The sequence below is a fragment of the Nostoc sp. genome (genome assembly GCF_036917775.1).
Classification (GTDB): domain Bacteria; phylum Cyanobacteriota; class Cyanobacteriia; order Cyanobacteriales; family Nostocaceae; genus Nostoc.
In genome coordinates, this window is record NZ_JBALEQ010000158.1 from 23,102 (window position 1) to 46,209 (window position 23,108).

Annotated in this window: 10 protein-coding genes; 2 read left to right on the forward strand and 8 right to left on the reverse strand. The window is 38.9% G+C overall.

What is annotated here, in order from left to right:
• The first annotated feature begins 108 nt into the window (after positions 1-108).
• Together V7K69_RS31920 and V7K69_RS31925 are read left to right on the forward strand one after the other, a co-directional pair.
• On the forward strand, positions 109-843 hold the full coding sequence (locus V7K69_RS31920; RefSeq protein WP_335042137.1) for an HAD family hydrolase: 735 nt from the start codon (positions 109-111) through the stop codon (positions 841-843).
• Positions 844-1,093: 250 nt separating this feature from the next.
• Entirely contained in the window at positions 1,094-1,684 is a 591-nt protein-coding gene (locus V7K69_RS31925; RefSeq protein ID WP_190933186.1) for a Uma2 family endonuclease, read from the forward strand.
• Between the two features lie 71 nt (positions 1,685-1,755).
• On the opposite strand, the gene V7K69_RS31930 is transcribed toward V7K69_RS31925, so the two are convergent.
• The 8 genes from V7K69_RS31930 to V7K69_RS31965 form a co-directional block, all read right to left on the reverse strand.
• Positions 1,756-2,184: a hypothetical protein gene (locus V7K69_RS31930; protein WP_335042139.1), complete on the reverse strand. Its 429-nt coding sequence runs from the start codon at positions 2,182-2,184 to the stop codon at positions 1,756-1,758.
• Positions 2,185-2,209: 25 nt separating this feature from the next.
• On the reverse strand, positions 2,210-3,928 hold the full coding sequence (locus tag V7K69_RS31935) for a GUN4 domain-containing protein (RefSeq protein WP_335042141.1): 1,719 nt from the start codon (positions 3,926-3,928) through the stop codon (positions 2,210-2,212).
• A 30-nt stretch (positions 3,929-3,958) separates the two neighbouring features.
• On the reverse strand, positions 3,959-5,986 hold the full coding sequence (locus V7K69_RS31940; protein ID WP_335042144.1) for an ABC transporter ATP-binding protein/permease: 2,028 nt from the start codon (positions 5,984-5,986) through the stop codon (positions 3,959-3,961).
• A gap of 203 nt (positions 5,987-6,189) precedes the next feature.
• The gene (locus V7K69_RS31945; RefSeq protein WP_335042146.1) at positions 6,190-7,368 is read right to left on the reverse strand and encodes a 2-isopropylmalate synthase; all 1,179 of its coding nucleotides are present in this window, start codon (positions 7,366-7,368) and stop codon (positions 6,190-6,192) included.
• 64 nt (positions 7,369-7,432) lie between these two features.
• Entirely contained in the window at positions 7,433-11,623 is a 4,191-nt protein-coding gene (locus V7K69_RS31950; RefSeq protein ID WP_335042148.1) for a non-ribosomal peptide synthetase, read from the reverse strand.
• Positions 11,620-19,356: an amino acid adenylation domain-containing protein gene (locus V7K69_RS31955; protein WP_335042150.1), complete on the reverse strand. Its 7,737-nt coding sequence runs from the start codon at positions 19,354-19,356 to the stop codon at positions 11,620-11,622. The genes V7K69_RS31950 and V7K69_RS31955 overlap by 4 nt, the downstream gene beginning before the upstream one ends.
• Positions 19,357-19,450: 94 nt before the next feature.
• Positions 19,451-19,831 carry a nuclear transport factor 2 family protein gene (locus tag V7K69_RS31960; RefSeq protein WP_335042153.1) on the reverse strand — a complete coding sequence of 127 codons (381 nt, stop codon included), beginning with the start codon at positions 19,829-19,831 and terminating at the stop codon, positions 19,451-19,453.
• A gap of 43 nt (positions 19,832-19,874) precedes the next feature.
• The gene (locus V7K69_RS31965; protein WP_335042155.1) at positions 19,875-23,084 is read right to left on the reverse strand and encodes an amino acid adenylation domain-containing protein; all 3,210 of its coding nucleotides are present in this window, start codon (positions 23,082-23,084) and stop codon (positions 19,875-19,877) included.
• Positions 23,085-23,108: the final 24 nt, after the last annotated feature.

Genomic DNA, 23,108 nt, shown 5'->3' on the forward strand with positions numbered 1-23,108 from the left:
TTGTATAAAGAGGGAAAAACCCTCTTTTTTTATGTGGAAAATTGGGAACAGTTAGGGGTTAGGAATATAAACTCATAACTTCTGACTAAATAAGTGGAGTGAAATATTGTGGCAACTATTAAATGTAGAAAAATCACTTTTGATAATATCCAGGCAATTGTGTTTGACAAAAACGGTACTCTAGAAGATTCAGAAACGTATTTGCGATCGCTCGCACAAAAGGCAACAAGATTAATAGATGCTCAAATCCCTGGAACTGGGGAACCCCTATTAATGGCATTTGGCATCAATGGCAATTTTCTAGATCCGGCAGGCTTGATATCGGTAGCGAGTCGCCGCGAAACAGAAGTTGCGGCTGCTGCATATATTGCCGAAACAGGGAAAGGATGGTTTGAGTCCTTAAAAATAGCCCGTCAAGCTTTGGATGAAGCCGAAAAATACATCGAACAAACTCCTTCACCGCTATTTGTGGGTAGCTTAGACTTGTTGAAATACCTATGCAAAGGAGGCTTAAAACTCGGTATCCTCTCAGCTGCAACAACCGATGAAGTAAATAAATTTGTAGCGCATCACCAATTAAGCGATTATATCCAGTTAAAAATGGGAGTAGATGAGGGGCCGAGCAAACCAGATCCAGTCCTATTTTTGCAAGCTTGCGAAGCTTTGGGAGTTGAACCAGGTGCTACCTTGATGGTGGGTGATGCAGTTGGCGATATGCAAATGGCACGTGATGCTAAAGCTGCCGGTTGTATTGGTATCACTTGGGTGGGTAAGTCAGATAATGTCCGAGGTGCAGATGTGGTGATTAATCAACTTGATGAAATCCAAATTTTAGAAGATTAGCAGCCTTGGCAAGTGGAATTCGCAGAGGTTACAGGCACACAAACAAGAGTTACACCGATTTGGGCTAAGGTTAAATCAAGAGTCTGAAACCCGTCTGCGCGGGTTTTGACTTTATAGATGCGGTTTCTAACAGCCGACTTTAGGTTAAGTTGACTAAAGCGAAATATTTTGAATATATCATACTATTTTTCTTAGGTCAAGTAAAACAGGCTAAAATATTAATTACTTCTCACAATTGCAATAACAAGCCATGCAAAACACAGAAACGACGTTAAGGCTTCGCCTGTGGACAGTTGAAGAATACCATCGGATGGCTGAGGCTGGGATTTTTGGTGCAGATGAACGAGTAGAACTCCTAGAAGGAAAGATTATTTGGATGATTGCTAAAGGGACAGCCCATCGTTCAGCAGTGGGGAGAACAGATAGATTACTGCAAAATAGTTTGAGGAATCGGGCTTGGGTATGTATTCAAGACCCAGTAAAGTTAAACGCACGATCTGAACCAGAACCGGATATAGCTGTCGTTAAAGTAGATCCACTAGACTACGCAGACCACCACCCCACTCCAAAAGAAGTTTATCTGATTATTGAAGTAGCAGATAGCAGCCTGAAACTAGACTGCGAAATCAAAGCTAAAGCCTACTCGCAAGTGGGAATTACAGATTATTGGGTGTTAGATGTGGTTAGTCGTCAATTGCACGTCTTTCGAGAACCAACTCAGGATGGCTATCAAAGTGAAGTGATTTTGGCAGAAGATGCGACTATTTCACCTTTAGAGTTTCCTGACTTGAGCATTACGGTTTTAGAAATGTTACCGCCCGTAATTGTAATTACATCTTAGTTAAAAGTTAATTTTATCAAAAATAACGTGTTTAAACCCGCCGTAAGCATACCCAGAGTGACAAAATACAGTTACTTTCTAATATTAATATTATTTATTTTTGTCCCAATAATTGATTGCTCTTTATCCTTCATTAAAAATTTAGAACTATTAATTTTCATAACTTCATAATTTTCTACCATAAGCACCGAACCTAAAGTAGCCACCATATCTGCAATAGATATCTTAAAAACTAGTGGTATCCTTAAATTCAAAAAGGATTTTGGCATAGTTTTAACATTTAAATACAATTTTTTTTGACTTACATACCATACCCCAGTAAATTTATTCCCTGTTATAAGTTCTTTAGGTTTAGAGAAAAGCAATGTTTGAACTGTGGTTTGTTCATAAGTCATATCATCTTTAAATTCAATAGTAACTTTTTCGGAAGACGTATCAAAACGCCATTTTCCAAAAAGCAAAATTTCTATTTCTATATCAGAATGCTTACTATTACTCATGTTTATCCTCAAATGAGCTTTAGCTCTAATTTTTCCTATTCTTAATAAATGTGCGATTATCGCATAAGAAAGTTTCGTGACAAGTTTTTATACGAGAGAAGAATAAATGCATCTGCCAAACTAACCAAGACTTGACCCGCCAAGCTCCCATTGAAAGGTGTTCTGTAGATGATTTTGGGGATAAGTCAAAACTATGTTGATCGTAGTGTAACCATTGGGCTGGCAAGTGTCCCATCGGTGTCATAGGGGACAATTTAAAAGTTAGTTGCTCATAGTCTAACCAGTTTCCCTCTTTTCGCCAACCAAGGCGATCGCCAAGTCTTTTTTCTGTTTCGTAATCTACCTGACCACCCATTTCGCTCCAGATAGTTTGCTGAACAGTGAAGCCGAAATAGCCATAACTATATTGATCCCAAAGTTGATCGATAGTGTGAAGCTCTTGACAAGAAAAGTTATCAATATCTTCCTTATAAACTTCATTCCAATAATTTTTACTCATGACTTTTAGCATTATTTTAGTGGTTTCAATATCAGCCTCTTTCCAATGATGTTGTGCTAGGAGATCCTGCAATTGGGTATAATCAATACCTTTATTGCTGGGAAATTTTTTTGGCAACGTAACATTGTTATTAATCAGCCCTATCAATCCTGTTTCTTCAACAGGAGATAGAGAATCTGTAGAGGCAAAATTTACTTCTGCTATACTTAGCGCTTTTCTTTGATCTGTTAGTTGCTTGGATATATAGTTAGATATTAAATCAATGCCCTTGTCTAAAAAGACACCATTTTCGGTCAAATCAAAATTATGGATTTGCCAATCTAATAATTGAGATTGAATAAAAGCATCTTTTAATCTGGCTTTTTTCTCATAACTTGTCACCATAAAATCGAGAAAACTTTCAGAAATATCCTCGTTTTTTTCCAGATTAAATAAGTTTGCTTGATACTTTAAAATATTATCTCCTAAATCTTTAATATCTCCAACAGTTGCATAAAAATATTCATCTACTTTTATGACTTCATCTATTAAAGATTGAAAGGGACTAAAGTAATCTTGTAAAGAACTTTCAAGGTTGATTGCAGTGTGGGCAATTTTAGCTATTTCTTGATGAATTTTATGGGCTTTTCTTTGATATTCGTAAATTTCTTGATATACTTCTAAATCTTTTACTATTTGCTGAACAACTTCTTTTTGATTTTTTGTATCTTCTGCAAGGTTTTTAATTCCTTCGCCAAGCAATTTTATTTTTTCTAGCATTAAGAAATAAGCATTACTCAGTAGCAAAACTGCTTTGAGATTTTCTTGCTTTTCCCATGTTAGCTCGTCAAGTATTTTCGGATTTTTATGATTTTTTAGCTCTAATTTACTTCTTTCATCTTCTAAGCTTTTTATAGCCAAATATTTTTGTTTAAATAATTCTTTTAAGTCATCCGCAAGACTTAATAAAAAATCATGATAATTATCCTTATAATTTTCTAAAAAATCAATAATATGGCTGTAATCTTTAATAAATAATTGGATTTCCTGAAAAACTTCTCCTTGGCTAATTTCTTCTTTTCGCTTAATTATCCCGCCAAGCTGATGATGATATCGAACGCCTTCTTTAATTAATCTTTGACGTTCTCTAATTTTTTTTTGAACTATTTTTACAGCATTATTTTTTAGAACTGGTAATTGATAGGCTCTTTCATAAATTGAAATAGTCTTGTAAGTAATTAGTTGTCTTTGCTGTTTAGTTAGCATGACCTTGATTTTAAAAAGTAAAAATATTCGTTAAGCTCGTACCCATTTCAACACCTTTGGGTCTTTGTCATAGCGGTAGGTAAAGCCATCATTAGCAGTAATGGATTTACCAAGGCTAGCCTTGCTTCTGATGGTGTTAATGCTACAGTCTGTTAATGTCTGCATTTCTTTATGAGAAAGACTTTCGACTGTACCTATCTCGATAGATATTTCTGGTTTAGTTTGGGATTCATTTTTGGGTGAAACATCTATTGTGATTTCAGGCTTTTTAGGAACATTAATGACAACTTCTTTTGCTTTTTGCAGTTGATAATCCTGTACACTAATAATTTGCCAGCTAGAATCTCCTGATAGTTCTAAAACCCATTGATGATAATTAAACAAACTTTCTCTATGTCCAACACTGATAAAAGTTGTTTTTGTGTCTTGCAACTGTTGATATAAACTCTCTTCATTTTTCAAATCTAAAGCACTTGTTGCTTCATCTAATATAGTAAATCTAGGATGAGTAATTAGTAGTCGTGCAAATGCAAGGCGTTGTTGTTCTCCTAGTGATAATATGTTCTCCCAAGGAACTTCTGTATCAAAGCCATCTACTCGACTCAACAAGTTTTGTAGGTTGACTTGTTGCAAAACTTCTTTGAGTTCTGCATCGGTCATCTTACGAGTTGTATTAGGATAGAGCAATTGTTCACGCAAAGTTCCCAAAATTATATAAGGACGTTGGGGTAAAAATAACACTTCTTCTAATGGAGGTCGCACCAGACGACCAGTACCTGCATTCCACAAGCCAGCGATCGCTCTCAACAGAGAACTTTTACCTCGACCACTGGGGCCAACAATCAATAAACCTTCTCCGGGTTGAACAGAAAGCGATAAATCTTCAACAATCACCTGTTCATAGTTGGGTGTTTGTAAAGTGATATTCTCGAAAGCGAGATGGTTTTCTTCTATTGTTTTAATAGTACTTACTTTCTCTGGTTCTTTGGTAACAAATTCTAACGCATCTGTAAACTCACCCAAACGTTTAACGTAACTAGAAAATCGTCCCGAAGTTGCAAATTCTCTAATTAATTCTGCCATAGCATTAGCAAATAAATTACAAGCTAAACTGGCTTGGGCAATTTCTCCAAATTCAATTTCACCTCTAATCTGTAAAGGCCCGAATACTATAAATGGAAATATTTGGATAGCCGCCTGATAGCCTCTGTTAAAAATATCCTGAGTTAACTCCCAATTAATTTTGCGTTTGGTGCTTTTAATAATATTATTAAATCTTCGCTGGATTATATTTAATTCTTTTTTTTCTCCCTGAAAGAAAGCTATTGATTCAGCGTGATTACGAACATGAGTCAAGCTATAAGTATAGTCTGCATCAAATTCGAGTTCTTCTTGTTTAATCTTATTCAATTCTTGAGCCAAATAAACAGCAATTAAATTGCCTATTATCGTATAAACAAGCAATACAACTGCAATAAATTGGGAAAGAGACCAGAGAATTACTAAAAAAGTTGCCATTTCCAGCACTTTTTCTAGAAAAGTAGCTGAAAAAGTAAGAGCATTTCTGATCAGAGGTTCAATTTCTTGGGATATTCGTTGATCTGGATTATCAATATCTGAGTTAAAATTTATTTTATAATAAGCGCGATTGCTCAAATATTTTTTTAAAATGCGATCGTTTAGCCATTCATACCAATCAAGAGCGATTTGTTTTCTAACAAGTTTAGAAAATCCTACTAATAGCGTTACGCAGACAAGGGCAGCGCCATAAACTAATAAGGTATCAACAAATTTAGCAATATCTTTTTCTTCAGTAATAATATCTAATAAATAGCGGCTAACAAAGCTATTAAAGGCAGTGACACCGACGAGCATTATTATTAATAATATTAGGATAATGAGCATTCCCCATGTACGAATCACGTCTGGAAATGCTCTTCCCCATGCCTCTGTAGGATACCAGTAAGGGCCTGCGATCGCTTTGATATCTTCCCAAAATTGAGTAAAAGCTGAAGGGGTATTGGTTAGGGGTTGATTATGAACGGTTTTAGATTGCATATTCTCGAAATCAGTTAAGACTCTTGAGGCTGACTGAATAATTTTGGTATTTTACTATATTGACTACATTCTTTGTTCTGCAATGCTTTTAGGGTTGTACAGTAATGTGCAAATAAAGTCTATATGTTTTAGCTGTAGGATGTAGCTCGCGGATATTTTTTCCCATCCCATGACAGTAGCGAGCTACTATACGAGAACATAGATTATTTAAAGACCCCATTTTTCCATAACTCTAATACCTCGTTGGCTGTAAAATAACGTTCTTGCTCAACAGCAAGAGATTTGATCACTGAGCGCATTTTTTCATATTGATTTCTGGGTTGGGGATTTTGTAGTTGCTTTTCAAATAGATATTGAAAATTGCTGACTCCACTCCATTTGCCGAAGAGAACTTCTATAGTGCTGTAACGCAAAGCAGCATAGCTTTGAGGATCGCTAAACAAAGAATTGACATGGATACCTGATTCGTGGCGTTGAGCAGTTTGAGAGTAAGGGGGAGCAGGACGAATCCCCAGTTGCTCAATGTAATTAGTCACTGCGGCGATCGCATCATAATTAATCCCTTTGACTTCAATTCCGAAACGGACTCGCAACCCATTTAATACCTGCTCGATCGCAACATTTCCGGCTCTCTCACCAATCCCGGAAAATGTACCCGATACTAAAGTTGCTCCGGCCATAACGGACTGGAGAGTATTTTCGAGAGCCAAGCCCATGTCATTGTGGTAGTGTACCCCGAAAGCAACGCCTGTTGTACGTTGGAGCAGATCATTAACCCAGATATAGCTCTTTTCTGGACTGAGGACTCCGACTGTATCACAAAGTAAAAAGTTTTCAATATAAGGGCTGCATGAGCGGATACATTGCACTAAAAAGTCAAAATCGGCTCTTGAAGCATCCTCGGCGGCAAAGTCTACCCTAAGACCAGCAACCTTAGTGGCATAGCGCAAATTTTCGACAATTGTATCAATGGCGTTTTGGCGAATTCTATCGATTACTTTTGCTGGGATATTGTCATCAATGGTTTTTCCTTTAAACTCGTTCAACAAACGGATTTGAGGATCTCGCAAAAACAGCAGGCGATCGGAAAGACCGTAAAAAAGGATAATGCGCTTAACTCCGTACATTTTGGCTTTATCAATGTACTCCTTTCCCATTAAGGTACAAGCAGTGATCAGACTATCCAATCCCTCTAATACTAATGATTTGACTAATTCTTCTTCTTGTTTACAAACACTGGGCATGATAGCGAGTCCATCGACTCCCGTTTGAGCAATGGAATAGGCAAGTTTTTGTTTAGTTGGATAAGAGAAGAAAATGCCTGCTTGTTGTTCTCCATCACGCAGGGTTTCATCGGAAATTCTGATAGAAATAGTTTCCATTATACCTATTGCAGAATCATTTTATAGTGGGCTAAAAAAGGTAAGAATAGACTATTGAAATACTCTATTCTGCTGTATTTACCATTAAATTATGTAATCGTGCAGCTAACAGTTTGACATTGGGTTCATAAAGCATTTGTCCGTGGTTTCCAGGTACAGAAACTACTTTGACAGTCTTTTGAGTATAGGTTTGCCATCCCCAATCGGGTAGATTATAATCAGAAAAAGCTTGGAGTTCTTGCAAGACAATCTCCTTAACTTCTTGAGCGCGGAATAAAACAATGGGAGCAGAAACTGGATGATTAGGCTGATAATTAGCGTAATTCAGTGTTAGTCCTTTCATCACTTTCATATTGGTTTTGAGTAAAGAAAGGGTGGAATGTTCCGGTAAAACATTATTTTTGTATAAATACTCTGCCGCTAAATTCCACCTAGCTAGGTCATTAGGTTGAGCAGCTAAATCGTCGTATTGTATTCCTAAAGAAACTCCCTTTAAAACTTCAATTCGTCGAATTAATTGCCAGATCCAATCAAGTTCTGCTCTATCAGTAAAATACTCAGGCTGAGAAACCAGTCCAGCATCCAAGATAGCTAGTAAACTTATCGTTTCACCTTGCTTTTCGAGTTGGGAAGCCATTTCAAAAGCAACGGCACAACCTGAAGAGTATCCTGCTAATATATATGGGCTTTTCGCTTGCTGTTGACGTAATATATCAATCAATTGATTTGCATGGGCTACTACTGATTCAGGGAGTGCGCTAGAGCCGTCTCTTCCTGGAGTTTCGAGTCCATATACTGGTCGCTCAGTTCCTAAATTAATGGCTAAATCTCGAAAATAGAAGCTGTGTCCGTTTGCGCCAGGAAGAAAAAAGAGAGGGGTTGCATCTCCTTGAGGTTGGAGTAAAAGTAAATCGGGATTTGACTGTTGAACCTCAGTATTACAAAGTTGTTCTGCGAGTTGAGCAATAGTAGGATTCTGAAATAAATTACTTAAAGAAAGATGTTGCCCAAACACCTGTTGAATATTATTGAGCAGTTTAATTGCTAATAAAGAATGACCGCCCAAATCGAAAAAGTTATTATGAATCCCAATATCTTGATGTTCGAGTACAGCAGACCAAACTTGCGCCAGTTGTTGTTCAATTTCGTTACGTGGAGCTACATATAAGCCCTCAATTACTCCATTGGGAGTAGGTAAATATTTCCGGTCAACTTTGCTATTGGGAGTTAAAGGCAACTCATCCAATACGATGATCTGAGCAGGTATCATATAATCGGGTAGATGGGATTTTAGATGATTTTTTAATTGGGTAGATAAATCATTGGTGATTCCCGTTACATAAGCAATTAAACTCTGGTTACTCTCAGTTTTATATAAGGTGACAATTGCTTCTTTAACTGATGGATGTTGCAACAAAATCGATTCAATTTCACCGAGTTCAATCCGAAAACCCCGTAATTTAATCTGATTGTCTATTCGACCCAGATATTCAAGGTTTCCATCAGATTTCCATCTTGCTAAGTCGCCAGTTTTGTAAATTCGCTCAACTTTACCAAATAATTCAACTTCAATAAATTTTTGAGCCGTTAAGTCAGGACGATTTAGATAGCCTCGTGCCAAACCCACACCAGCGATGCATAATTCTCCAGGTATGCCAGGGGGTAATGGTTGTTTGTGAGGATCTAATATATAAACGCGGATATTAGATAATGGTTTACCAATCGGTGGTTTTTTTCCATTAGGATGACAAAGTGCTAACACCACATTAACCGTAGATTCTGTAGGCCCGTAGCAATTAAATAAACACCGTCCCGTTGTTGCCCACTGAGTAACTAATTCGGCTGGACAAGCTTCACCACCAACGGTTAGACACTGCAAATCGGGTAAGGTGGCTTGAGGTAAGACAGATAAGGCTGAAGGAGATAAAAAGCCGTGGGAAATCTTATGATGAGTTAAAAAGTCAACCAAAGTTTGACTGGGTAACAAGGTTTCTTTTTTAGCAAGATACAAGCAAGCACCAGTGACGAAGGTAGTCGCAATTTCAGCAACAGATAGATCAAAACTAAAGGAACCAAATTGAAGTAAACGGCTGTTTTGTTGAACTTGAAAAGTTTCAGCCCAAGCCAAGCTTAAATTGACAATTGCTTGATGCTCAATCATTACCCCTTTTGGTCGTCCCGTCGAACCAGAAGTATAGATCACATAAGCTAAATTATTAGGCGTACTTTGAGGGCTAGGATTTTCTTTTAACGTAGTAAAAGTTTCCTTATCTAAACAAATTATTTGACAGGGGTTTTTCAGTTTAGCTATTGGTAATTGATTTAACAGAAAACTTTGGGTCAATAACACTGATGTCCTAGAATCTTCTAACATGAACTCAATCCGCTCTTTAGGATAATTGGGATCAATCGGCACATAAGCCCCACCTGCTTTCAAGATAGCGAGTACACCGATAATCATTTCACTAGACCGTTCAACACAGATACCAATTAAAGTATCTGGTTTAATTTGGTGATTTTGAATTAGATAATGAGCAAGTTGGTTCGCTTTTTGATTGAGCTGCTGATAAGTTAAGCTTTGGGATTCAAACACCAAAGCGAGATTATTAGGGTTTTGAGCAACTTGTTGTTCAAATATCTCAGCTAAAGTTTTATCGTCAGGATAATCGTTTTGAGTTTGATTCCAGCGTTGCAGTTGCAGAAGTTCGGGCGCTGTCATCAAAGGTAAAGTATTGATAGGTTGTTGAGGATTATCAATAATTCCCTTCAGCAGAACTTCAAACTGTTCCGCCATCCGTTGGATAGTACCCTTTTCAAAAAGATCGGTGGCGTATTCCCAAGTTAAACCTAACTGGTTATTAGATTCTATTACCATAAGTGTTAGGTCAAACTTAGCAAACGGATAGCTTAATGGGAGCCATTCAATCTCTAAGCCTGGTAAACTCAGGTCGGGACTTTCATTATTTTCTAGTGCGAACATGACCTGGAATAAGGGGTTATGGCTCATACTGCGTTCTGGTTGCAACTGTTCTACCAGATACTCAAAGGGAATGTCTTGATGAGAGTATGCATCTAAACAATTTTGGCGAGTTTGTTGCAGGAATTCGATAAAACTTTGCTCAGGCTTGATTTGGTTACGCAATATTAAAGTGTTGACAAAAAAGCCAATTAATCCTTCCGTATGACTATGGGTGCGATTAGCAATAGGAGAACCAATACATAAGTCTTCTTGGCGACTGTAACGAGAAAGCAAAATATTGAAAGCCGCCAACAAAGTCATAAACAAACTTGTCCCTTGCTGTTGACTTAGAGTTTTAATGGCAAGAGTTAAGTCAGCCGATAAAAAATAGCGATCGCGATCGCCTCGGTAGCTTTGCTGTGCTGGACGAGGATAATCGGTAGGCAACTCCAATAATGGCGAGGCATCGTTCAGTTGATGTTTCCAGTAATTAATCTGGTTTTCTAATACTTTCCCTTGTAACCAGTGGCGTTGCCAGTTTGCGTAGTCGCTATATTGAATGGGTAATGGTGCAAGTGTTGGGGTATGACCTAGGGCAAAGGCAGTATAGACTTCCCGTAACTCACGGACAAAGACCCCCATTGACCAGCCATCACTAATAATGTGGTGCATAATTATGAGCAACACATATTTGTGATCCTTCAATTGCAGCAGTTTTGCTTTAAATAAAGGGCTAGTGTTTAAGTCAAAGGGTTCTTGAACGTGAGCATCGATAAAACGCTGAACGGTTGTTTCTTGATTCTCAGTCCCCAGTACCTGGTACATTAAAACTTCGATGTCGTCTAAATTTGCGATCGCAACCTGGGGTTGTCCCGCCACTGTGGGAAAATACATTCTCAGACTCTCATGCCGATTCAGCAGATAAGCCAAACTAGAATGCAAAGCATCAATATTGAGGTTTCCATCCAGTTGTAAAGCGATCGGCATATTATAACTAGCTGATGGGCCTTGGAGTTGCCCTAACAGCCAGAGGCGTTGTTGAGCAAAGGAAAGGGGTTTTGGGACATCATCTGGTAAAGTTGGAATTTCCTCTGCCATCACAGATCCGGCTTTAGCAGAATTTAAGAACGCTAATATATCTGCTTTGTTGGCTTGAATTTCTTGCTTGAGTTCAGAAGTTAAGGCGTTTTTACTACTACGAAGCCGTAACTTATCATCTTCAGCCCAAATTTTGCAGCCTATGTTCTGCAAACGAAGCATTAAAGAAACTATTTGCTGATTTTGTGTCATAGTCATAGTTCAATTTCCTCTTCGTCTGAGTTTAAAGGTTGTATATCTGCTGTGGAGAAATTAACCCAAATGCAGCTATCTATATAATTTGCCAATTCGCTGAGGATAGGAGACTCAAATACTTGACGCAGTGGCAGTTCTACTTTAAAAGTGTCGCGGATGCGGTAGCACATTTGGGTGGCTAATAGGGAATGTCCTCCCAATTTGAAGAAGTTATCATGGCGGGCGATTGCTTCATATTTAAGCAGCTTCGCCCACAATTCGGCCAGCAATTTTTCTGTCGAGGTTACAGGCAATTCAATGTTTGTTGACGAAATGGTTACATTTGGTGCGGGTAAAGCTTTACGATCTACTTTGCCATTTGGTGTTAGTGGCAGTTTTTCTAAAACAATAAAATGACTAGGAATCATATAATCTGGAAGAGTTTTTTCCAGATTATCTCGCCATTCTTCTAATAACGCTGGCTCAACTTGATTGGTGCGATATTGCAATGGTTGGTTGGCATAATGTTGCCAAGGTTTCAACCGCAAATTTCCCTCTTGATTAAATCGTGGTAGTGTAAACTGTCCAGGAATATTCCGTTGAAAAACAACATCGTAATCAGAAAATTGTGTGGAGCTATATTGGATAAAAGGCGTATAGGGTAAATCTCGTACTAAATTTCGGAATGCTTCGGGTTCTATCCCTGAACTGACTTCGCCAACTGCGGCTTTTAAGTCTGAAACTGTACCATCCAATTGACTAATTTTTTCTAACAGCAGCATTTCTGAAGTTAGACGTTCATTCGGAATATTCTTAATACCTATAAAATCGGGTTGCTGAGTTGTTAAAATTCTCTCGATCTTTTCTAAATTGAGTTCCTCAGTTTGCCAATCTAACCATTCAGGTTCCCCGACGGGAGTATCTGTTTGATCCAAATGTAAAACAACATCATAACGAAAACGGTTCATTTCCGTCTGCCCATAACCTCGTTTCATTTGGATTTGTACATGACTAATCCGAGGAAATCTTTGTTTTAGGGCGATAAATAAATTAGGGTCAATTAGTAACTCGCCTTCAGTGTGAATACTTTTTTGAATCTGTTGACGCAAATCCTTAATTGATAATTCATCAGGGGCGCGATGAAATTTAACTGCGGTATGAAAAACCTCTAGTAAATGGAGATTTCGCACATCTCCAATAAATATTTTTCCTTGATTCCTCACAGCACTAACAGCACCCCCAATAACTTCTAATAAGTAGTCCAAAGAAGGAAAATACTGAATAACAGAATTGAGTATTACCAGGTCATAATTATTTGTCTCAATACCGTTAAATTGGTTAGCTGCACCTTGTTTTAAAGTAACTTTTTCTTTGAGAGATTGCTGTTGAAGATGTTGTTCAATATAATGTAACCCTCCTGCGGCAATATCTGTACCCAGATACTTTTGACAATGGGGAGCAATTTTTAACAATAACATCCCTGTCCCGCAACCGATTTCCCAGACCTGTTTGGGTGCAAGTTCCAGAATTTGGTCAATAGTTTTATCCCGCCATTCTTGCATTACAGCTTTGGGATAAGGTTTATCTGTATAGCTATCATTCCAGCTAGCCAAATTCAGCGTTGGGTCATCTTCTGGATCTTGTGATTTATGGTAAGCATCATTGAAAACTTGTTGCCATAATTCCACCTGTTCACCTTGAAGGTCTTCATCCTCTGTTCCTGTTGGGACAATGTATGCTACTAGACGTTGATCGAAATCACTGTCTTCCCGTATAATGACAACTGCTTCCTGAATTTTTGAGTGTTTGAGTAAAGACGCTTCAATCTCACCTAATTCAATGCGGAAACCACGAAGTTTTACCTGGCGATCGATGCGACCTAAATATTGCAAATTGCCGTCAGGTAGCCAACGAGCTAAATCACCAGTTTTATAAATTCGCTTAGTTTGGTTGAAGAGATTGAGGTCAATGAATTTTTCAGCACTCAGATCGGGACGATTCAAATAGCCCTGTGCTAAACCCGCACCTGCAATGCAGAGTTCCCCAGGAATACCAGGAGGAAGGGGTTGGTTATAGGTGTCTAGAATATAAATGCGGGTGTTAGCAATGGGCTTCCCGATAGATACCACAGCGCCTTGAGAATAGTTTTTTCTCTCAAAAGTATTTATCTGATAAATATCTGACCAAATAGTGGTTTCTGTCGGGCCATAAAGATTCCAGAGTTCAGCACTTCTTTCTAGTAGTTGATTAGCAAGTTCCCAGGTTAAAGCCTCACCGCCGCAGAGGATTTTTAATTGTGTTGAACCTTTCCATCCGGCGGCTAATAATATGCGCCAAGTCGCTGGAGTCGCTTGCATGAAAGTGATACCATTAAGCAATTGGTCTGATAACTGTAAACTGTCAGAAGCAATTTCACGACTGACTAGAACAATTTTGGCTCCCACTATAAGAGGCAAATAAATTTCCAGTGCAGCAATATCAAAGGATATAGTGGTGATAGCCAGAAGAGTATCGGACGCAGCTATTCCAGGCTTTTCCTTCATTGAATATAAGAAATTCGTCAGTGAAGAGTGACAAACTGCTACACCTTTTGGCCTTCCCGTAGAACCAGAAGTATAAATTACATAAGCTAAATCATCAGGACTACTTTGCAAATGGGGATTATCTGTTGACTGATTAACCCATGTTTCTTTCTCTAGAAATACTACTTGACAGGAATTTTTTAGTTTTTCTAGGGGAAGCTGCTTTTTGATGGCATTTGTTGTTAGTAATACAGAAGCATTACTATCTTCCAGCATTAAATGAATGCGTTCTTGAGGATAACTCGGATCAATCGGCACATAAGCACCACCCGCTTTGAGAATAGCAAACAAGCCAATGAGCATTGATAGCGATCGCTCCACACAAATCGCAATCAATGGATTATCAGGTAATTGTTGCTCCCTTTTGAGTTCCAACAAATAATGGGCTAGTTGATTAGCTTTTTGGTTGAGTTCTTGATAACTCAGGCTTTGATCTTCAAACACCACCGCAATGTGATCGGGCGTTTGTGCTGCTTGTTGTTCAAACAGACTCACCAAAATCTGATTTTTGGGATAATTGATATTGGTTTGATTCCAAATTTGCAGTTGTTGAATTTCTGCGGTTGTGATTAAGGGTAGTTTACTGATCGGTTGTTGGGGATTTTGGACGATTGCTTCTAGCAAAATTTCAAAGTGTCCCGCCATCCGTTGAATTGTTTCTACTTCAAATAAATCTGTGGCATATTCCCACATACAATGCAGTTGGCCGCCCCTTTCGCAAAGATCCAGTGTTAGGTCAAACTTGGCAAATGGTAAACTTTGCTCTAAATATTGAATATCAAGCCCTGGTAAACTAATATTTTTCCCCGCTTCTTGAGTATTTTGGAACACCATCATCACTTGGAATAAGGGATTATGGCTCAGACTGCGTTCTGGTTGTAACTGTTCTACTAAATACTCAAAGGGAATATCTTGATGAGCGTAGGCATCTAGGCAAGTTTGGCGGGTTTGTTGGAGTAACTGACTAAATCCTTGCTCTGGCTTAATTTTGCTCCGCAATACTAAAGTATTGACAAAAAAACCAATTAACGATTCTGTGTTGCTATGGGTGCGGTTAGCGATCGCAGAACCAATACATAAATCCTCTTGACGGCTGTAACGAGATAGTAAAATACTAAAAGCCGTTAACAGGGTCATAAACAAACTAACCCCGTGTTTTTGACTGAGGATTTTGAGTTTCTGAGTCAGTTCGCTGCTTAAAGGATATTCCTCACGCCCACCTTGGTAACTTTGTTGCGCTGGACGGGGATGATCGGTAGGCAAATCCAGCAATCGGGGAGCATCGCCTAGTTGTTGTTTCCAGTAGTTTTCCTGGCTTTCTAAAATCTCCCCTTGTAACCAACTGCGCTGCCAAGCTGCATAATCGCTATACTGAATCGGCAACGGTGACAAATTCGGAGTATACCCCGCAGCCAAAGCAGCATAAGCTTGTTCCCATTCGCGCTTAAACACACCCATTGACCAGCCATCGCTAATAATGTGGTGCATATTAATCATGAGTACATTTTTCTGTTCGCTAAGTTGCACCAGTTGTGCTTTGAACAGGGGGCCAGTATTTAAATCGAAGGGTTCTTGAGCATGGGTATCGGCCAAACGTTGTACAGTTTCTGCTTGAGACTGAGGATCGAGTGACTGTAAATCTGCGATTGTCAGTACTTCTATATCCTCTGAATTTTGGACGACTACTTGCGCCTCTCCCTCCAGTGCTGGAAAATAAGTGCGTAGAATGGTATGGCGATCGAGGAGATAATTAAAACTTGCACGCAACGCCTCTATATTCAACTTGCCGTCAAGTTGCAGCGCTGTTGACATATTGTAAGTAGCCGAAGTTCCTATACCTTCAAGTTGGTCTAAAAACCAAAGTCTTGATTGGGAAGATGACAAAATTTTAGGAGCATTTTCAGGCTGTGGTGTAATCGGTGGTAAGGCGACACTCGAAGTAGCCTTGTCAATTTCCCCAGCCAAATCAGACAAAACACTTTGCTCAAATACCTTGCGGACGGCTACTTCTACTCCAAAACTGTCACGAATGCGGGCAACCAATTGGGTTGCTAATAGGGAATGTCCACCCAATTCAAAGAAGTTATCTTGACGACCAATAGACTTAGTTTTTAAAAGACTTTGCCATAAAGTAGCCAGCAGTTCTTCAGTTGGAGTAACAAGGGCTTCAAAGTTAGTAGAAGTATCTGTATCTGGTGCTGGTAATGCTCTACGATCTAGTTTACCGTTAGGGGTAAGGGGCAACTGATCCAACACCATAATCTGGCTAGGAATCATATAATTCGGCAGGCGAATTTTCAGGTAGTCTTTGAGTTGACTGCTTAAATTGCTGGATATTTCCTTTGCTGTGACATAAGCTAATAACCTGGGATTATTATCAGTTTCATATAAAATAACAACAGCTTCGTTAACTAAAGAGTGCTGCAATAATAGCGATTCAATCTCACCAAGTTCGATTCGAAAGCCCCGCAGTTTAACTTGATCGTCAATGCGACCGAGATATTCAAGATTTCCATCATCTCTCCATCTTGCTAAGTCGCCAGTTTTGTAAATTCGCTCAGTTTTGCCAAATATTTCAACTTCAACAAATTTTTCAGAGGTAGTTTCTGGAAGATTGAGATAGCCTCGTGCTAAACCCACTCCAGCGATGCACAATTCCCCAGGAAGCCCAGGTGGTAATGGTTGATGATGAGCATCTAAAATGTAGATGCTGTTATTAGCTATAGGTTGCCCAATGGAAGGTTTTTTCCCATTCGGTTCACAACTAGAGATACTGGCGATAACCGTCGATTCTGTCGGCCCATAGCAGTTAAAGAAACGTCTTTCTTTGCCCCATTGTGTAACCAACTCGGCTGTACAAGCTTCACCACCAACGATTACGGCTTGCAAATCAGGTAACGAGGCTTGAGGTAATATAGATAAAGCGGAAGGAGGTAAGGTGAAATGGGAAATTTTGCGATCGCGCAATAAGTCAACTAAAGTTTGACTAGGTAACAAAGTTTCTTTCTTAACTAAGTACAAACAAGCACCTGCGGATAAAGCAGTGGCAATTTCACCAATAGACAAATCGAAACTAAAAGAGCCAAACTGAAGCCAATGGCTATCTTGTTTAACTTGAAAAGTTTCAGCCCAGGCTAAACTTAGGTTGACAATTGCACGATGCTCAATCATCACCCCTTTGGGTTGTCCCGTTGAACCAGAGGTATAAATTATATAAGCTAAATTATCAGGAGTACTTTGAGGATTGGGATTATCTGTTAATGCTGAATTAAAAGTTTCTCGATCTAAATAAATGATCTGGTGTTTCAGTTTAGTTAAAGGTAATTGCTCTTTGAGGTGACTTTGGGTTAGCAACACTGATATCCCAGAATTTTCTAACATGAACTCAATTCGTTCTTGAGGATAATTGGGATCAATCGGCACATAAGCCCCACCTGCTTTGAGGATACCGAGGACACCAATAATCATTTCTAAAGACCGTTCAACGCAGATACCAATTAAAGTGTCTGGCTTAATTTGATAATTTTGAATTAAATAATGAGCTAGTTGGTTTGCTTTTTGATTAAGTTGTTGGTAGGTTAAGCTTTGAGATTCAAATACTAAAGCGAGATTATTAGGGTTTTTGGCAGCTTGAGCTTCAAACAAGTCAACCAAAGTTTGATTTAGGGGATAATCAGTTTTAGTTTGATTCCAGTTTTGGAGTTGCTGACGTTCGCTTTCTGCAATTAATGGCAGATTATTAATATTTTGTTGAGGATTATCAACAATTCCCTTAAGTAGAACTTCAAAATGTCCCACCATCCGTTGAATTGTTTTAGCCTCAAACAAATCAGTTGCATATTCCCATTCTCCTACCAAGCCTTGAGGAGTTTCGCGGAACATCAGCGACAAATCAAACAGGGTCGTTGTGTTTTCCCACTCAAAACGGGTTAGAGATAATCCAGGAATTTCTAATTTCTCTTGGGTTTCATTTTGCAAACCAAACGCCACTTGAAACAGGGGATGATGAGAAAGCGATCGCTCTAAACCCAATTCATCGACTAGTTTCTCAAAGGGTAAATCTTGATGGTCATAAGCATCCAGAGTTACTTGCTTGACTCGTTCGAGTAATTCTAAGAAACTTGGATTCCCTTGCAGATTGGTATGTAATGCTAGTGTGTTGACAAAAAAGCCAATTAGGGGTTCTGTCTCACGACGATTGCGATTAGCGATCGCAGAACCAACTACAATATCCTGTTGACCACTGTAGCGCGACAATAACAGCGTAAATACTGCAAGCATTGTCATAAACAGGGTAGTTCCTGATTCCTGACTCAAACGCTTCAACTTCTGCGTTAAATCTTGATTGAGTTCTAAAAACTCACTCCGTCCCCTAAAACTTTGCACTGATGGACGGGGTTGATCTGTGGGCAATTTTAACAGAGGCGGGACTCCGGCTAATTGTTTTTGCCAGTAATTTAGTTGGGTTTGCAGTACCTCTTTCTGTAACCACTGTCTTTGCCAGTGAGCAAAATCGGCATATTGTAGAGATAATTCGGGTAAAGGAGAAGGTTTTCCAGCGCAGAAAGCAGTATAAAGGCTGAACAATTCCCGGCGAAAGATGTCCATTGACCAGCCATCACAAACAATATGATGGATAACTAGCAACAGCAGATGAGATTGATCGGCCAGTTGCAACAACTTTACCCGCAGCAAAGGAGGGTTTGATAAGTCAAATGGCTTTTGTAATTCTTCTGCTGCTAACTGCTGCGCTTTGCTTAACTGGTCTGCTTCTGTCAATTGTCGCCAATCTAGCAGTTTTGTTGTCAATTGAGGATGAGGGTGAATAATCTGTATCGGCGACTCATCGACAACAGAAAAACTAGTACGTAAGACTTCATGACGTTGAACAATTTCTGCGATCGCTTTTTCTAAGGCACTTATATTCAGCAATCCGCGAATCTGCCAGAAAAACGGTACGTTATAGGCACAATTTTCGCCTTCTAGTTGGTCGAGAAACCACAGTCTTTGTTGGGCAAAGGAGAGGGGAAGGGGTTGCTCTCTTGATACGGGTGTTAGGGGTGGAGTTAGCCTGTTATTATTTTGTGCAGATTGTTGCTGCTTTTTCAGCTTTTGTAGGACTAATTCTCGTTTTTCTGGTGAAAGTCCTTCTAGACGTTTTAGTATATCGCTCATAATAATTATTGTTGAAAATTAGTTTTTTAATTGAACCACAGAAAAGACAGATTGTAGACTTTGAAAAATTGCTATATAGACTGTTGGGTACAACTTAGACTGCTGGTCTAAAAAAGTGAGTTATTCGAGTTTTTAACTTATCATTTTCAAAAGAGTATACATCAGCAAAACGTTCATGAATGGGAGAACTGTTTTTATGTATCCCAATAAATTGCCCCCAGCAAACACCATGATCATTTTCAATTAGAATATGTTCAATTTTATGTTGACCATACGCAATAATTCTATCATGCTTATAAAAACTGAGTAGTTTTTCAAGTCCTACCAAAGGTTGATAACCTGGACGTTCATAAATAATATTTTTGTCGTAGCACTTCAATAGTAAATCCCAATCAGAAGAATCAACATCACAAAATAAAGTAATGATTAATTCCTTTTTAGCAGTAATATTTGATAAGCTAATAGACTGATTCATCTTTTTAGTCCTTTGGTATCATCAAATTGCTATATCTAAATTATTAAAAAAGTAATTGCTGCGTTACTTCTGCCTCTGATAACTGATCAACTTCTCCTAAAATATTTGCTATAGCATCATTTTCTGCTTGTTCAATCTGTTGAGCAATTACTTTTTTGGCGAGTTCAGCAATGGTCGGATTTTCAAACAGATAACGGAGAGGAAAATCTACAGAAAAGGCTTCTCTTAATCGAGAAATTGCTTGTGTAGCTAGTAAAGAATGTCCTCCTAGCTCAAAAAAGTTATCGTGAATTCCAACCTGTTTTACTTTGAGAACTTCAACCCAAATCGTAGCTAATTCTTGTTCAGTAGGCGTGCGAGGAGCAACAAAATTAACCTCTAGATTTCTTTGGGAAGTATCTGGTGCGGGCAAAGCCCTGTGATTGATTTTACTATTAGGTGTTAAAGGGAATGCCTCTATAAATACGAAGGCGGTGGGAATCATGTAATCAGGTAGCTTATGCTTGAGAAAGTTTCGCAGTGTACTAGGCGTTGGTTGATTATCTTTGGTGACAAGATAAGCCACTAAATACTTATTACCAGGTTCATCTTCCCGCACAATAACAACGACTTGCTTTATATCAGGGTGTTGATTTAAAAATACCTCAATTTCTCCTAATTCAATGCGAAAACCGCGAATTTTAACTTGTGTATCAATTCGACCGATAAATTCCAGGTTTCCATCAGGGAGACGGCGTGCTAAATCTCCACTTCTGTAAAGTGTATCTCCCTTAATAAAAGGATTAGGAATAAATTTTTCACTAGTTAATGTTGGTTGATTTAAGTAACCTCTAGCAACGCTCGCTCCACCCACATAAAGTTCCCCAGGAATGCCAATTGGAACTCTGTGTAAATACCCATCTAGTAAGTAAACTATCCTGTCACCGATGGGCTTTCCAATGGGAATTGAATTCACTTTTTCAGCCAGTTGTTTAGGAATCGGGTAACAACAAGTAAAAACTGTACATTCTGAAGGGCCATAGCCATTAATTAATTGCGTTCCTGGCAATAGTTCTAAGGCGCGACGAACATGAGTTACAGAAACGGATTCTCCCCCAAACAGTAGTTGTTTTACGCCTGACAATCCTTGCGGCATTGTCTCAATCATGAGATTGAATAAGGCTGTAGTCAGAAATAAGGTGTTAACTTTTTGTTCTTGAATAATCTGGCTTAAGCCTTCTGGTGTGGGAATTTTATCTGGATAAAGTACACAACGCCCACCGTAAAGCAATGGCGGCCAAAGTTCTAAGGTTAGTGCATCCCAAGAAATCGATGAATGTTGTAGCCAAATCTGTTCTGCATCAAGGTGAATATAATCAACCCCAAACATAAAACCAATAATGCTACGATGAGTAACTTCCGTTCCCTTTGGTGTTCCCGTCGTGCCAGAGGTATAAATGATATAAGCTAAGTTTTCTGGATTAACTTCATTGAGCAAATTGTCTTCTTTCTGTTGAGCGATTATTTCCCAATCTGAGTCAAGATTAACTACAGTTTGATTATCAATTGGGAGTCTATTTTGCAAATTAGTTTGTGTTAGTAAGATGGGCGTTTGTACATCTTCTAGCATGAACGCCAGTCTTTCGGAAGGATAAGCGGAATCTAACGGAACGTAAGCCCCACCCGCTTTGAGAATAGCAAGTATTCCGATTACCATTTCTAGCGAACGCTCTACACAAATTCCCACCCGTACTTCCGGTTTAACTCCCAGCCCTTTTAAATAATGGGCTAATTGATTGGCGCGGTTATTCAACTCCCGATAAGTTAAATGTTGCTTTTCGTATATAAGTGCGACTGCATCAGGAGTTTTTTGTACCTGGTCTTCAAATAAAATATGAATACATTTGTATTGAATAGAATCTATATTTTTATTATTCTCTTGTAGAATTATCTCTTCCTCTTCGGCTGCACTAAGCAGGGATAATTGGCAAATATCTTGTTGTAAATTGGCTCCCATCCCTGATAGCAATGTTTGGAAATGTCCAATCATCCGCTCAATTGTCTCTTGCTCAAAACGACCAATATCATAGACAATCCTTCCAGACAATTGTGATTCAGGATTAATCACCACTGTTAACGGATAATTAGTGCGTTCAAAACAACGAAGATGACTAATTTCTAAAGTTTTTTTGGTTTCCTGTTCAGCAGAATCTAGCGGATAATTTTCAAATACTAAAAGGCTCTCAAACAGAGACATTCCTGGGGGAACATCACTCAAACGCTGAATTTCTGCCAGTGAATAATAAGCATACTGTTCCTGTTCAAATGCTTGACTTTGTAATTGCTTGAGCCAGGGTAATAATTCTGCTTTTGGTGTAATTTGTACCCGTATGGGGAGGGTGTTGATTAATAGCCCCACCATCGAATCCACTCCCACAAGCGTTGGTGGACGACCAGATACAGTTGCACCAAAGACGACATCGCTTTCCCCTTTGTAGCGGGAAATTAGTAACGCCCATGCTCCCTGCACCAAATTATTCAAAGTTAAATGGTGCTGTCGCGCCGCATATTGCAATTTTTCAGTTACCGTTTGGGATAATTGAAAACGTTGCTCATTATATGTTCCTTGTCCCCTGTTTCCTATTAAAGGTGTAGGAACTTCAAACCCCTGGAGAGTTTTTTGCCAAAAATTCTTTGCTTGATCAATATCCTGTTGCTGTAACCACTGAATATACTCTCGATAGGGGTGAACGTGTTGGAGGCGTAAATGTTCGCCTCGCTGATGTGCTTCATAGAAAGCTAAAACTTCTTTGAGAATAATCTGCATCGACCAACCATCAAAGAGGATATGATGATGGCTCCAAATAAATTGGTAGGTTTCCTCCCCTAGCCTAATGATGGTGAAGCGCATCAGAGGAGCAGTATCTAGTTCAAATCCTTTTTGGCGATCGCATTTCAAAAAATTCTCTAAATGCTCTTGTTGTTCATCGGGTGTAAAATGCCGCCAGTCCAGTTCCTCCCACGGGAGATTCACTTGCTTACTCACCATTTGCAAGGGCTTTTCTATCTCCTCCCAATAAAAGGAACTGCGTAAAATTGGGTGTCGTGCAATAACCTGTTCCCAAGCTTGCTGGAAGACAGGAAAATTTAATTTTCCAGAGAGGATACAAAGCAACTGCTCAAAATAAACTTCCGATTCTGGCGCATAAAGGGTATGAAACAGCATCCCCTGCTGCATGGGCGAAAGTTCATAAAGGTCTTCGATATTGTTCATGAAACTACCTTTGAGTGGGGAATG